The following is a 12,836-nucleotide window of genomic DNA, read 5'->3' on the forward strand; positions in this document are numbered from 1 at the left end:
TCCTCGGCGTCCGCGCCGACGCCTCCACCGGTGCCTCCCTCGGTGCCTCCCTCGGTACCTCCGTCGGTGCCTCCACCGGAGCACGACACCGCGCGCGCCTCCGCGTCCTGGCCGATCATGGATCCGAGGTGACCCGATGACCGAAGTGCTCCTGCTGCTGGTGGCGGTCCTGCTCTCGCTCGCGTGCGGCGCCTTCGTCGCGGCCGAGTTCTCGCTGACCACCGTCGAGCGCGGTGAACTGGAGCGGGCCGCTCAGCGCGGCGAGCGGGGCGCGACGAGCGCGCTGAAGGCCGTACGGAACCTGACGTTCCAGCTCTCGGGGGCGCAACTCGGCATCACGGTCACCAACCTGGTGGTCGGCATGCTGGCCGAGCCCTCGGTCGCGGCGCTGATCTCGGGCCCGCTGGAGAGCGCGGGGATGTCGGGTTCGGCCGCCTCCTCGCTGGCGCTGGTGCTGGGCACGGCGCTTTCGACGGTCTTCCTGATGATCGTCGGCGAGCTTGTGCCCAAGAACTGGGCGATCTCCTCGCCGCTGGCCGTCGCCAAGCGGGTGGGCGGTCCGCAGCGCTGGTTCAGCGCCGCCTTCCGGCCCTTCATCACCCACCTGAACAACACGGCCAACCGGCTCGTGCGCCGCTTCGGCGTCGAGCCCGCCGAGGAGCTGGCGTCCGCCCGCGGTCCGCAGGAACTGGCGGCTCTCGCCCGGCACTCGGCCAAGGAAGGGGCACTGGAGGCCGACACCGCCGAGTTGTTCGTACGGACGCTGAACCTGGCCGACCTGACCGCGCAGAACGTGATGACCCCGCGCGTCCAGGTCATCGCCCTCGACGCCCGGGCCACCTGCGAGGACGTGGCGAACGCGACGCGGGCGACCGGGCTGTCCCGGTTTCCCGTGTACCGGGACACGCTCGACGCCGTGGTGGGCACCGCGCATGTCAAGGACGTACTGGCGGTGCCGGCCGAGCGGCGGGCGGGGATGCCGGTCGCCGAGCTGATGCGCGAACCGCTGCTGGTCCCGGAGTCGCTGACCGTCGACCGGCTGCTGGACCGGCTCTCCGGGCGGCGCACGATGGCCGTCGTGATCGACGAGTACGGCGGGACGGCGGGCGTGGCGACGCTGGAGGACATCGTCGAGGAGGTCGTCGGCGAGGTGCGGGACGAGCACGATCCGCACGAGACGCCCGAGCTGGATCCGGCCGGCACCGACGAGCAGGGCCACGCGCTGTACTGGGCCGACGGCGCGGCACGCGTGGACCGGCTGGCGCGTCTGGGGCTCAAGGTGCCCGAGGGGCCGTACGAGACGGTCGCCGGGCTCGTCGCGGCCGGGCTGGGACGCATCCCCGCCGTCGGCGACGTCCTGGAGGTCGCGGGCTGGCGGCTGGACGTCGTGGACGCCACGGGACGCAGGGCGGCCCGGGTGCTGCTGCACGCGCCGCTCGACGACGCGCGTGACGAGGGCGAAGGGGGGACGGGGCGGTGACCGCGGTACAGCTCCTGATCGGCCTGGCGACGCTCGTCGTCAACGCGTTCTTCGTGGGAGCCGAGTTCGCGCTGATCTCCGTGCGCCGCAGCCAGGTGGAACCGTACGCCGAGGAGGGCGACCGGCGGGCGAAGAGCGTGCTGTGGGGCCTGGAGCACGTGTCGGCGCTGATGGCGGCGGCCCAGCTCGGCATCACCCTGTGCACGCTGGTGCTCGGCGTGGTCGCCGAGCCGGCGATCGCGCACCTGCTGGAGCCGGTGTTCCACGCGGTGGGCGTGCCGTCCGGCGCGGGGCACGCGGTGTCGTTCGTGATCGCCCTCGCGCTGGCGACGTACCTGCACATGCTGCTCGGCGAGATGGTCCCGAAGAACATCGCCCTGGCCGAGCCGGTGCGCAGCGCGCTGCTGCTCGGGCCCCCGCTGGTGGCGCTGTCCCGGGCGCTGCGCCCCGTGATCTTCACGGTCAACGCCTTCGCGAACGCACTGCTCAAGCTGCTCAGGGTGGAGACGAAGGACGAGGTATCGGCGACCTTCACGGACGCGGAGCTGGCCGAGATCGTCAAAGACGCCAGCGAGGCCGGGCTGATCGACGACCGGGCCCAGGAGCGGCTGCACGACGCGCTGGAACTGGGCAGGCGGCCGGTGCGGGACGTGGTCCTGCCGCTGGAACGCGTCGTCCACGCGCGCGTGGGCATCACTCCGGAGCAGTTGGAGCGGCTTTCGGCGCAGTCCGGCTTCTCCCGCTTCCCCGTCGTGGACGACGGGCGGCGCATCGTCGGCTACCTACACGTGAAGGACGCCCTGGACACCTCGCCGCGGGACCTGCCGTTCCGGCTGCGGGACATGCGGCCCATCGCGCGGGTGCGGGAGAGCACCCCGCTGGACGACGTGCTCACCGCGATGCGCCGCAGCCGCACCCATCTGGCGGCCGTCCTCGGGTCCGACGGGCGGCTGGCGGGGCTGGTGACCATGGAGGACGTGCTGAGGGAGCTGTTCGGGCAGCGGGCGTGAACCGGTGGGACGGGCTCGCGGCGGGACCGGGCGTCCGGACGGTGACGACCACCGCCGTTCCAGGAGACGGGAGCGTCGGTTCCGAGGTGACGGAAGGCGACGGGACCGGCGGTTCCGAGGCGACGGGGGGCCGATCGTTCCCAAGGCGACGAGGGTCAGCCCTCCAAGGCGGCGGAGGACCGGTCGATCGGGAGGGCGACCGACCGTCGGGTATGTGCGTGGGGCTACCATTTCTGTCGCCATGCAGACGAACCCCACCCACACCAGTCTCGTCGCCGTCGGTGACTCCTTCACCGAGGGCATGTCGGACCTGCTGCCCGACGGCTCCTACCGGGGCTGGGCCGACCTCCTCGCCGCCCGGATGGCGGCCCGCTCCCCCGGCTTCCGGTACGCGAACCTCGCCGTGCGCGGCAAGCTGATCGGGCAGATCGTCGACGAACAGGTCGACGTGGCTGCGGCCATGGGAGCCGACGTGATCACGCTGGTCGGCGGCCTCAACGACACCCTGCGTCCCAAGTGCGACATGGCCCGGGTGCGGGATCTGCTGACGCAGGCCGTGGAGCGGCTCGCCCCGAACTGCAAGCAGCTGGTGCTGATGCGCAGCCCGGGCCGCCAGGGTCCGGTACTGGAGCGGTTCCGGCCGCGCATGGAGGCGCTGTTCGCCATCATCGACGACCTGGCCCGGCAGCACGGCGCCGTCGTCGTCGACCTCTACGGCGCACAGTCGCTCGCCGACCCGCGGCTGTGGGACGTGGACCGGCTGCACCTGACCGCCGAGGGGCACCGCCGGGTCGCGGAGGCCGTGTGGCAGTCACTCGGCTACGAGCCGGAGGACCCCGAGTGGCACGCGCCCGTCCCGCCGACGCCGCCGCCCGGCTGGGTCATGCGCCGGACCGCGGACGTCCGGTTCGCCCGGCAGCACCTGCTGCCCTGGATCGGCCGCAGGCTGACGGGCCGGTCGTCCGGGGACGGGCGCCCCCCGAAGCGACCGGAGCTGCTGCCTTACGGGGAACTGACGCCATGATCGTCCGGGGCACGCCGCCTTCGTAGGTTCCGACGAGGAACCCCGTGGCGCTGGCCTGCAGGAATCGCCAGTAGAATCCGTACACGTGACTTCCGCTCCCGCCAAGCCCCGCATCCCGAACGTCCTCGCCGGACGCTACGCCTCCGCCGAGCTCGCCACGCTCTGGTCGCCCGAGCAGAAGGTGAAGCTGGAGCGGCAGCTCTGGCTCGCCGTGCTGCGGGCACAGAAGGACCTCGGCATCGAGGTGCCCGACGCCGCGATCGCCGACTACGAGCGCGTCCTCGACCAGGTCGACCTCGCCTCGATCGCCGAGCGCGAGAAGGTCACGCGGCACGACGTGAAGGCGCGGATCGAGGAGTTCAACGACCTCGCCGGGCACGAGCACGTCCACAAGGGCATGACCTCCCGGGACCTGACGGAGAACGTCGAGCAGCTCCAGATCCGGCTGTCGCTGGAGCTGATCCGCGACCGCTCGGTGGCCGTGCTGGCCCGCCTCGGCAAGCTGGCCGGCGAGTACGCCGAGCTGGTCATGGCCGGCCGCTCCCACAACGTCGCCGCGCAGGCCACGACGCTGGGCAAGCGGTTCGCCACCGCCGCCGACGAGCTGCTGGTGGCGTACGGCCGGGTCGAGGAGCTGCTGGGCCGCTACCCGCTGCGCGGCATCAAGGGCCCGGTCGGCACCGCCCAGGACATGCTGGACCTGCTCGGCGGGGACGCCGGCAAGCTCGCGGAGCTGGAGCAGCGGATCGCGGAGCACCTGGGCTTCTCGCAGGCCTTCACCTCGGTCGGCCAGGTCTACCCGCGCTCCCTGGACTACGAGGTCGTCACCGCGCTGGTGCAGCTGGCGGCGGCGCCGTCGTCGATGGCGAAGACGATCCGGCTGATGGCCGGGCACGAGCTGGTCACCGAGGGCTTCAAGCCCGGCCAGGTCGGCTCCTCCGCGATGCCGCACAAAATGAACACCCGCTCCTGCGAGCGCGTCAACGGCCTGATGGTGATCCTGCGCGGCTACGCGTCGATGACCGGCGAGCTGGCGGGCGACCAGTGGAACGAGGGCGACGTGTCCTGCTCGGTGGTGCGCCGGGTGGCCCTCCCCGACGCCTTCTTCGCCCTGGACGGGCTGCTGGAGACGTTCCTGACCGTGCTGGACGAGTTCGGTGCCTTCCCGGCCGTCGTGGCCCGGGAGCTGGACCGCTACCTGCCGTTCCTCGCCACCACCAAGGTGCTGATGGGCGCGGTGCGGGCGGGCGTCGGCCGCGAGGTCGCGCACGAGGCGATCAAGGAGAACGCCGTGGCCTCCGCGCTGGCGATGCGTGAGCAGGGCGCCGAGCGCAACGAACTCCTCGACAAGCTGGCCGCCGACGAGCGCATCCCCCTGGACCGCGCCGGGCTGGAGGCGCTGATGGCCGACAAGCTGTCGTTCACCGGCGCGGCGGCCGACCAGGTCGGCGTCGTCGTCGGCCGGATCGAGGAGATCGTCAAGCAGCGCCCGGAGGCCGCGGGCTACACCCCCGGAGCGATCCTCTGACGCGCTTCACCCCGGCTGAGCTGGAGGCCGCCCGCGACCGTCTCGTACCGGACGTCGTCGCGGACGGCCTGCGCGTGCTGTTCTGCGGCATCAACCCCGGCCTGATGACGGCGGCGACCGGCCACCACTTCGCCCGCCCCGGCAACCGCTTCTGGCCGGTGCTGCACCTGTCCGGTTTCACCCCGCGGCTGCTCAAGCCGTCGGAGCAGGGCGAGCTGCTGTCGTACGGGCTCGGGATCACGAACGTCGTCGCGCGGGCCAGTGCGCGGGCGGACGAGCTGACCGCCGAGGAGTACCGGGAGGGCGGCCGACTGCTGGCACTGAAGGTGGCGAGGCTGCGTCCCCGCTGGCTGGCCGTCGTCGGTGTCACCGCGTACCGCGCCGCGTTCGACGACCGGAAGGCCCAGGTGGGTCCGCAGGAGCGGACGATCGGGGACACGCGCGTGTGGGTACTGCCCAATCCGAGCGGACTCAACGCCCACTGGACCGCGCGGACGATGGCGGAGGAGTTCGCGCGGCTGCGGGCCGCGGCGGACGCGGACGCGTAGGGGGCGTTCACGGGGGCGCCTCCTGGGTGACGACGGCCAGCAACTGCACCTCGTCCGTCTCGTCCCGGTCGGCGACGGCGACCGCGACCCAGCGGCCGGTCCCCTCCGCCTCCCACAGGTGGGCCAGGCGCGCGCGGGCGCTGAGGGCGGCCCACGGCTCGGGTATCTCCTCCCGTTCGGTCCGCAGGAGGACCGTCTGGAGATTCCAAGGATCCGTCTCCCCCCAGCGCGGGGCGAGGCGCTCGTGGAGGGCGTCGCGGTACTTCTCGTACTGCTCCACGGTCACCGCCCGCTCCCCCTGGTCGCCGTCGCGCAGGCCGTGGCTGCTCTCCAGCACCGCCACGAAGTGACCGGGCCCCGCCGTGCCCCCGTCCGACGGGCCGTGCTCCGCCGGGAAGGGCCGGAAGCACAGCTCGTCGATGAGGGCGATGTGCCGCGCGATGTCCATGCCGTCCAGTAAACCGGCCGCCACTGACAATTGGCGGGGCGTCAGCCGGCCGGCCGGGGTCAGGCGTCCCGGCCGCGCAGCCGCCAGGCGCCGACGAGAAGGGCGGCCACCGACCAACCGGCCGTCACCGCCAGTCCCGTCCAGGGGCCCAGCGTTCCGTCGTGCGTCTGATGGATCACCACCTGCCCGGCCTGGTCCGGCAGGAACTCGGTGACACCGCCCGCCGCGTCCCCGATCACGAAAGCGATGACGAGGATGAACGGGATCAGGGTGGACAGCGTGGCCACGCCACTGCGGAACAGGGTGGTCAGGCCCGCCGCGAGCAGGGCCATCAGCATGAAGTAGATCCCGCAGCCCACCGCGCCGCGCACCTGCTCGCCCGCGGTGAGCCCGTCCGCCGCCGCGCCGAGGCCCGCCCGGGCCGCGAGGAGGGCGGCGAACGAGGTCAGCAGGCCGACGACGAGGGCCGACACGGCGACGACGACCAGTTTCGCCGCGAACCACCGCCCACGCTGCGGAACGGCGGCCAGGGAGAGGCGGATCCCGTTGCCCTGGTACTCGGACGACACGACCATGGCGCCGAACGCGATGGCGGCGATCTGACCGGGCATGACGCCGGAGAGGGCCATGAACAGCGGGTCGAAGTCCGCATCGGAGGTGTCGGAGACTCCCGCCAGCGCGGAGAAGGCGGTGGTGACCGCGAACACGGCCAGCAGCGTGCCGCACAGCGAGCGCAGGGTGAGGACCTTGAGCGCCTCGGAGCGGAGTACGGGTGCGAAGTGCATGGTCAGGCCTCCTGGTGCGGTGCGGTGAACTCGGTCTCGGCGGCCGTCAGGTCGAGGTAGGCCTGCTCCAAGGTGCCCTCCGCCGAGCTCAGTTCGAGGATCGGGACGCCGGCACCGGACACGGCGCGGCCGACGTCGTCCACGCGTGCGTGCGGCACGGTCCAGTACCCGTCGTCGTCTTCCACCGCGTCGTGCCCGTGCCGGGCGAGAGCTGCCTTGAGCGCGGTCGCGTCCGAGGTCCGGATGCGGACACTCGGCTGCACGCGCGCGTCGATGAACTCCCGCATCGGTGTGTCGGCGAGCAGCCGGCCCCGGCCGAGGACGATCAGGTGGTCGGCGAAGGACGCGGTCTCGTTCATCAGGTGGCTGGAGACCAGGACGGTGCGTCCCTCGGCCGCGAGCCGGCGCAGCAGTTCACGGATCCAGATGATGCCCTCGGGGTCCAGTCCGTTGGAGGGCTCGTCCAGCATCACCACCTCGGGGTCGCCCAGCAGCGCGGCGGCGATGCCGAGCCGCTGGCGCATCCCCAGTGAGTACGTCCTCACCCGGCGGCGTGCCACCGACGCGATCCCGGTCTCCTCCAGCACCTCGTCGACCCGGCGCGCGGGAATGCGGTTGCTCGCCGCCAGGACGCGCAGGTGGTCCCGGGCGGTGCGCGAGCCGTGGGCGGCGTGCGCGTCGAGCAGGGCACCGACGTGTCGCAGCGGCTCGTGGAGGGCGGAGTAGGGACGCCCGCCGACGGCCGCCGTGCCGGAGGTCGGCCGGTCCAGACCCAGGACCAGCCGCATGGTGGTGGACTTCCCGGCGCCGTTGGGACCGAGGAAGCCCGTGACGCGGCCGGGGCGGACGGTGAAGGTGAGGTCGTCGACGGCTCGTCGGGTGCCGTACTCCTTGGTGAGGTTCTGGACGTCGATGCTGGTCATGGCACCAGCGTGGCGGTCCGTGCGGGGGCGGGTCCTCCCCCGGCGGTGGAGATCGTCTCCCCCGTGCGGGGGAGGGCCGCTGTCAGTGGCGCCTGGCACGATGAGGCAATGGTCCGCTTTCTCCGCCCGCTCCTGCGAGGAGCCACCTACACACGGCTGCTGTACCTGTGGGTGCCCATGCTGATCGTGAGCGTGTGGGCACTCGTCGACGACACCAACATGTGGGTGCCGGCGGCCCTGATGATCCCGGTCGGTCTCATTCCGGCGGTGCGGACCGGCGAGGGCGTGCAGGCACGGTGGCTCCTCACGCCCGGTCACCAGGACGACGGCTTCTCCATGGCCCCCTCGGCGAACTGGCGGGACCGGCTGCGCACGGTGGTGTGGCTGCAAGGCCGCCTGCTGCTGGGCCTGTTGACCGCGGGTGCCTGTGTCTGGCTGCCGATCGTCTCCGTGGAGCTGGTCCGGCTCTCCCTGGGGCACCGGATCGACGACATCCCGCTCCTGAAGGACGCCGCGCCGCACTGGGCGTACGCGCTCCTCGCGCCGCTTCCCCTCCTCGCGCTGTACGGCGCCGTGGTCGGCCTCGGGTTCCTGGCGACGGCGGGGGCCCGGGCGCTGCTCGGCCCCTCCTCCGTCGAGCGGCTCAGCGCTCTGGAGGAACGCACCGAACAGCTCCTGGAGCGCAACCGCATCGCCCGCGAGCTGCACGACTCCATCGGCCACGCGCTGACCGTCGCCGTCGTCCAGGCGGGAGCCGCCCGCGCGGCGAACAGCCCCGAGTTCACCGACCGCGCTCTGACGGCGATCGAGGAGACGGGCCGGGCGGCACTGGAGGATCTCGAGCGTGTGCTGGGCGTCCTGCGGGAGGCGGAGCAGCCCCTGAGCGCCCGGCCGACGCTCGCGGACGCCGACCGGCTCCTGGAGTCCGCCCGCGCCTCGGGCGCCAAGGTCGACGCCGAGGTCACCGGTCCGCTGGAGACCCTGCCGGGCCCGGTGTCGCGCGAGGGCTACCGCATTCTGCAGGAGGCGCTGACCAACGTGCTCCGGCACGCGGGCGCCGTACCGACCCGGGTGCGCGTCGAGGTGGCGGACGGCGCGCTCACCCTGGAGGTGCGCAATCCACTGCCGGACGGCAGAGCAGCCCCCGGCCGCGGCAGCGGACTGCGCGGCATACGCGAGCGGGCCGCGCTGCTGGGCGGCCGGGCGCACACCGGCCCCGACGGCGCCGGTGACTGGGAGGTGCGCGTCGAGCTGCCACCGCGCTGATCTACGCTGGCCGGATGCCGGTCAGAGTGCTCATCGTCGACGACGAACCCCTCGTACGCGCGGGTCTGCGGGCGGTTCTGGAGGCGCAGCCGGACATCGAGGTGGTCGGTGAGGCGGCCGACGGAGCGGCGGTGATTCCGCTGGTGCGGCAGGTGCGGCCGGACGTGGTCGCCATGGACGTACGGATGCCGCTGCTGGACGGGATCGAGGCCACGCGGGCGCTGCTGCGGACGATGACCGACCCGCCGAAGATCCTCGTGGTGACGACCTTCGAGAACGACGAGTACGTGTACGAGGCCCTGCGCGCCGGCGCCGACGGGTTCCTGCTGAAGCGCGCCCGGCCGGCCGAGATCGTGCACGCGGTGCGGCTGATCGCCGAGGGCGAGTCCCTGCTGTTCCCGGCGTCGGTGCGGCAGCTCGCCGCCGAGTACGGCGACGGCGGGGGGAACCGCGCCGCCCGCGCGCGGCTGGAGCGGGCGCGGCTGACCGAGCGGGAGGGCGAGGTGCTGCGGCTGATGGCGCGCGGGCTGTCGAACGCGGAGATCGCCGCCCGACTGGTCGTCGGCACCGAGACGGTGAAGTCGCACGTGAGCGCGGTACTGGGGAAGTTGGGGGCGCGGGACCGCACCCAGGCGGTGATCACGGCGTACGAGTCGGGGTTCGTGGCACCCGGGTGAGGCGTCCGGGCCGGCGGGGTCCGGGCGGACCGGCACTCGCCGGGGCGGAGCGGGCCGAGTACGATCCGCCCAACACGCGCACGAGCTGGGAGGACGGACGTTGGGCGGGCTGACCGGTGGGGATCCGTCGCTGCTGCGGAGAATCAACTCCGCTGTCGTGCTGCACGCGTTGCGGGCCACGGACTGCGCGACGCTGACCGAGATCACCCGGGTGACGGGACTGTCCCGGCCCACCGTCGAGGGCGTCGTCGAGGGGCTGATAGAGGCGGGTCTGGTCGTCGAGGCGGCCGCCGACGAGGGGACGGCCCGTAGGCAGGGGCGGCCCGCGCGGCGGTTCCGGTTCCGGGCGGAGGCCGGACACCTGCTGGGTCTGGAGATCGGTCCGCACCGCGTGGCCGCGCTCCTGTCCGACCTGGACGGCCGGGTGATCGGCGCGCAGGCCAAGGACGTCGACGAGAGCGCCCCGGCCGACGAGCGGCTGGAGCGGCTGCGTACCGCGGTCGCCGAATTGCTGCGCCGGGCCGGGGTCGCGCGTGGCTCGCTGCGGGCCGTGGGCGCCGCCTCGCCCGGGATCGTCGAGGCGGACGGCACGGTGCGGCTGAGCACCGCGCTGCCGGAGTGGACGGGGCTGCGCCTCGGCGAGCGGCTGAGCCGTTCCTTCAAGTGCCCGGTGCTGGTGGAGAACGACGCGAACGCGGCGGCGGTCGCCGAGCACTGGAAGGGCGCCGCCACGGAGTCCGACGACGTCGTCTTCGTGCTGGCCGGCCTCAGCCCGGGGGCCGGTTCACTGATCGGCGGCCGGCTGCACCGTGGGTACGGAGGGGCCGCGGGCGAGATCGGCGCGCTGCATCTGCTGGGCCGGGACGTGACGCCGGAGACGCTGCTGTCCACCACGGACCAGCCGCTGCACCCGCTGGACGAGCAGGCGGTCGCCAAGGTCTTCGCCGAGGCCCGTGACGGCGACCAGCGGGCCCGCGCGGCCGTCGAGCGCTTCATCCAGCGGCTGGTGCACGATGTGGCCGCGCTGGTGCTGGCCCTCGACCCGGAGCTCGTCGTCGTCGGCGGCTGGGCGGCCGGGCTGGACGGCGTGCTGGAGCCGCTCCGCCGTGAGCTGGCCCGCTACTGCCTGCGCCCGCCGAAGGTCGCCCTCTCGCTCCTCGGCGAGGCAGCCGTGGCGACGGGCGCGCTGCGGCTGGCCCTCGACCACGTGGAGGAGCAGTTGTTCGCCGTGGAGGGCGCGACGGCCCGCCGCTGACCTGCGGGGCGCCGGCCCGGGAGGTCAGGAGGCGCGGCTCTGGGGGCCGTGGTGGATCTCGACGTCGCCGGAGTCCCCGAAGGTCAGCCGGCAGGTGTCCGCGCGGTAGGTGGCGACGGAGAGCGCCGCGGTGCGGCCCTGCGCCAGGTAACGGGTGGTGACGACGAGGACGGGCGCTCCGGGGAGGCGGTCCAGCTCCTTGGCGTCCTCGGCGCCGACCGATCCCAGCTCCACGGCGCTGTCCCTGCCCTCCAGTTCGCCGCGCTGGAGTTCGCGCAGCACCGCACGCGCGCGTGCGGTGCCGGAGGGCGTGTCGATGGCGGTGAGGTCGGGCACCGAGGACGGCGGGACGTAGAGCAGCTCGGCGGCGACGGGCTGGCCGTGCGTCACGCGGGAGCGGCGGACGGTGTGCACCGGCTCGTCCCGGGCGGTGCCCAGGGCGTCGGCGACCGCCGCGGGCGGCGCCGCGAACTCGCAGTCGGTGGGTTCCCAGGCGTCGTCGGCCGCACCCGGCCAGGTGTGCTGCGCGGTGCCCACGGCCACGCCGACGCGCGGCGGGGCGACGGTCGTGCCGACGCCGCGGCGGCGCTGGAGGCGGCCTTCCAGTTCGAGCTGTTCCAGGGCCTGGCGGAGCGTCGCGCGGGCGACGCCGAAGCGGGCGGCGAGGTCCCGCTCGTTGGGCAGGATCTCGCCCACCGAGAACTCCGAGTCCAGGGCCTCGCTCAGTACGGTCCTGAGGTGCCAGTACTTCGGTTCCGGCACCGATTCCAACTGCGTGGTCCCCACCCTGTCCTCCGCAATCGCCGTGGTCCGGCGGCGTTTTGACGCCCTTGTTTATTAAAGGTTGTTGCAGTTCTCTGCGACGATAAAACGGCCCACACCCTTGGTCAAGACCAATCCGGTGACTGGACGGCGAGAGCCCCCGTCACGGGACGGGGGCTCTGTGCCTTGCGTGGCCGGCGGGGCGGGCGGGTCCGGGGTCTGCCGCGGACCCGGGCGCTATGCGATGCCGGCGAGGTGGTGCAGCTTGTCGGGGTTGCGGACGATGTAGATCGACTGTGCGCGGCCGTCGGCGACGTCCAGCTGGAGGACGGAGTCCGGCTTGCCCCCGGACAGGACCAGCAGGGCCGGGCCGCCGTTGAGTTCCAGGAAGCGGAAGGAGGGGTCGGGTATCCCCTTCCGCGCGGCACCGAGCAGGAAGCGGCCCACCTTGTCGGCGCTGTGCAGCACGCGCAGCGGCGCCCTGGACTTGCCTCCGCTGTCGCCGACCAGCCGGACGTCCGGCGCGAGCATCGCCAGCAGCCCTTCGAGGTCGCCGTCGGTGGCGGCGGCGAGGAAGCGCTCGGTGAGGTCCCGGCGCTGCGCCGGGTCGACGTCGTAGCGGGGCCGCCGTTCGTCGACGTGCTTGCGGGCCCGCCCGGCGAGCTGGCGGACCGCGGCCTCCCCGCGTTCCAGCATGGCCGCGATCTCGGCGTACGGGTAGCCGAAGGCCTCCCGGAGGACGAACACCGCCCGCTCCAGCGGGGACAGCGACTCCAGCACCACGAGGACGGCGAGGGACACGGAGTCGGCGAGGACGGCGCGCTCGGCGGTGTCCGGGACGGCGTCGCCGAAGTCCGTGGCGTAGGGCTCGGGCAGCCACGGTCCGACGTACGTCTCGCCGCGCGACTTGATCTGCCGCAGCCGGTCGATGGCGAGGCGGGTGGTGGTCCGCACCAGGTAACCGCGCGGCTCCCGGACGGCGGACCGGTCGGCGCCGGACCAGCGCAACCATGCCTCCTGGACCACGTCCTCCGCGTCGGCCAGGCGGCCCAGCATGCGGTAGGCGACTCCCACGAGGACGGGACGGTGCTCTTCGAAGATGTCGGTCGCGGTTTCGGTGGTCACGGGTC

Annotated in this window: 13 protein-coding genes; 8 read left to right on the forward strand and 5 right to left on the reverse strand. The window is 73.2% G+C overall.

Features of this window, described 5'->3' with window-relative positions:
- Positions 1-136: 136 nt before the first annotated feature.
- The 5 genes from ACLIN4_RS05150 to mug all read left to right on the forward strand — a co-directional run bounded on the left by ACLIN4_RS05150 (position 137) and on the right by mug (position 5,590).
- Positions 137-1,480: a hemolysin family protein gene (locus ACLIN4_RS05150; RefSeq protein ID WP_107479488.1), complete on the forward strand. Its 1,344-nt coding sequence runs from the start codon at positions 137-139 to the stop codon at positions 1,478-1,480.
- The gene (locus tag ACLIN4_RS05155; RefSeq protein ID WP_107479489.1) at positions 1,477-2,490 is read left to right on the forward strand and encodes a hemolysin family protein; all 1,014 of its coding nucleotides are present in this window, start codon (positions 1,477-1,479) and stop codon (positions 2,488-2,490) included. Before ACLIN4_RS05150 ends, ACLIN4_RS05155 begins: the two co-directional genes overlap by 4 nt.
- A 241-nt stretch (positions 2,491-2,731) precedes the next feature.
- Positions 2,732-3,514: an SGNH/GDSL hydrolase family protein gene (locus tag ACLIN4_RS05160; RefSeq protein ID WP_100046573.1), complete on the forward strand. Its 783-nt coding sequence runs from the start codon at positions 2,732-2,734 to the stop codon at positions 3,512-3,514.
- Between the two features lie 85 nt (positions 3,515-3,599).
- Positions 3,600-5,042 carry an adenylosuccinate lyase gene (gene purB / locus ACLIN4_RS05165; RefSeq protein WP_100046572.1) on the forward strand — a complete coding sequence of 481 codons (1,443 nt, stop codon included), beginning with the start codon at positions 3,600-3,602 and terminating at the stop codon, positions 5,040-5,042.
- Positions 5,039-5,590: a G/U mismatch-specific DNA glycosylase gene (mug, locus tag ACLIN4_RS05170; RefSeq protein WP_071528787.1), complete on the forward strand. Its 552-nt coding sequence runs from the start codon at positions 5,039-5,041 to the stop codon at positions 5,588-5,590. Before purB ends, mug begins: the two co-directional genes overlap by 4 nt.
- 7 nt (positions 5,591-5,597) lie before the next feature.
- Here the strand turns inward: mug and ACLIN4_RS05175 are convergent, their stop codons facing one another.
- Genes ACLIN4_RS05175 through ACLIN4_RS05185 form a run of 3 tightly spaced genes read right to left on the reverse strand, consistent with a single transcriptional unit; the run spans position 5,598 to position 7,746 of the window.
- Positions 5,598-6,038 carry a hypothetical protein gene (locus ACLIN4_RS05175; protein ID WP_289907792.1) on the reverse strand — a complete coding sequence of 147 codons (441 nt, stop codon included), beginning with the start codon at positions 6,036-6,038 and terminating at the stop codon, positions 5,598-5,600.
- Between the two features lie 59 nt (positions 6,039-6,097).
- Entirely contained in the window at positions 6,098-6,823 is a 726-nt protein-coding gene (locus tag ACLIN4_RS05180) for an ABC transporter permease (RefSeq protein ID WP_107479492.1), read from the reverse strand.
- A 2-nt stretch (positions 6,824-6,825) separates the two neighbouring features.
- A complete protein-coding gene (locus tag ACLIN4_RS05185) occupies positions 6,826-7,746 on the reverse strand; it encodes an ABC transporter ATP-binding protein (protein WP_107479493.1) in 921 nt (306 codons plus the stop codon).
- Between the two features lie 108 nt (positions 7,747-7,854).
- On the opposite strand from ACLIN4_RS05185, the gene ACLIN4_RS05190 reads away from it, so the two are divergent.
- The 3 genes from ACLIN4_RS05190 to ACLIN4_RS05200 all read left to right on the forward strand — a co-directional run bounded on the left by ACLIN4_RS05190 (position 7,855) and on the right by ACLIN4_RS05200 (position 10,944).
- The gene (locus tag ACLIN4_RS05190; RefSeq protein ID WP_411575538.1) at positions 7,855-9,012 is read left to right on the forward strand and encodes a sensor histidine kinase; all 1,158 of its coding nucleotides are present in this window, start codon (positions 7,855-7,857) and stop codon (positions 9,010-9,012) included.
- A gap of 14 nt (positions 9,013-9,026) precedes the next feature.
- Positions 9,027-9,689 carry a response regulator transcription factor gene (locus ACLIN4_RS05195; RefSeq protein WP_269956422.1) on the forward strand — a complete coding sequence of 221 codons (663 nt, stop codon included), beginning with the start codon at positions 9,027-9,029 and terminating at the stop codon, positions 9,687-9,689.
- Positions 9,690-9,789: 100 nt separating this feature from the next.
- Entirely contained in the window at positions 9,790-10,944 is a 1,155-nt protein-coding gene (locus ACLIN4_RS05200; RefSeq protein ID WP_100046566.1) for an ROK family transcriptional regulator, read from the forward strand.
- Between the two features lie 24 nt (positions 10,945-10,968).
- Here ACLIN4_RS05200 and ACLIN4_RS05205 read toward each other — a convergent pair whose 3' ends face one another.
- Both ACLIN4_RS05205 and ACLIN4_RS05210 read right to left on the reverse strand, forming a co-directional pair.
- Positions 10,969-11,730, reverse strand: coding sequence for a GntR family transcriptional regulator (locus ACLIN4_RS05205; protein WP_269956423.1), 762 nt, complete (start codon positions 11,728-11,730; stop codon positions 10,969-10,971).
- A gap of 213 nt (positions 11,731-11,943) precedes the next feature.
- Entirely contained in the window at positions 11,944-12,831 is an 888-nt protein-coding gene (locus ACLIN4_RS05210) for an RNA polymerase sigma-70 factor (protein WP_107479639.1), read from the reverse strand.
- Positions 12,832-12,836: the final 5 nt, after the last annotated feature.

The organism is Streptomyces mutabilis (assembly GCF_046628145.1).
GTDB classification, from domain to species: domain Bacteria; phylum Actinomycetota; class Actinomycetes; order Streptomycetales; family Streptomycetaceae; genus Streptomyces; species Streptomyces mutabilis.

Excerpts from the sequence above, each read along its gene's own strand:
- ACLIN4_RS05175 (WP_289907792.1), bottom strand. The coding sequence starts at position 6,038 with ATGGACATCGCGCGGCACATCGCCCTCATCGACGAGCTGTGCTTCCGG.
- ACLIN4_RS05150 (WP_107479488.1), top strand. The coding sequence starts at position 137 with ATGACCGAAGTGCTCCTGCTGCTGGTGGCGGTCCTGCTCTCGCTCGCG.
- ACLIN4_RS05180 (WP_107479492.1), bottom strand. The coding sequence starts at position 6,823 with ATGCACTTCGCACCCGTACTCCGCTCCGAGGCGCTCAAGGTCCTCACC.
- ACLIN4_RS05160 (WP_100046573.1), top strand. The coding sequence starts at position 2,732 with ATGCAGACGAACCCCACCCACACCAGTCTCGTCGCCGTCGGTGACTCC.
- ACLIN4_RS05195 (WP_269956422.1), top strand. The coding sequence starts at position 9,027 with ATGCCGGTCAGAGTGCTCATCGTCGACGACGAACCCCTCGTACGCGCG.
- ACLIN4_RS05185 (WP_107479493.1), bottom strand. The coding sequence starts at position 7,746 with ATGACCAGCATCGACGTCCAGAACCTCACCAAGGAGTACGGCACCCGA.
- ACLIN4_RS05190 (WP_411575538.1), top strand. The coding sequence starts at position 7,855 with ATGGTCCGCTTTCTCCGCCCGCTCCTGCGAGGAGCCACCTACACACGG.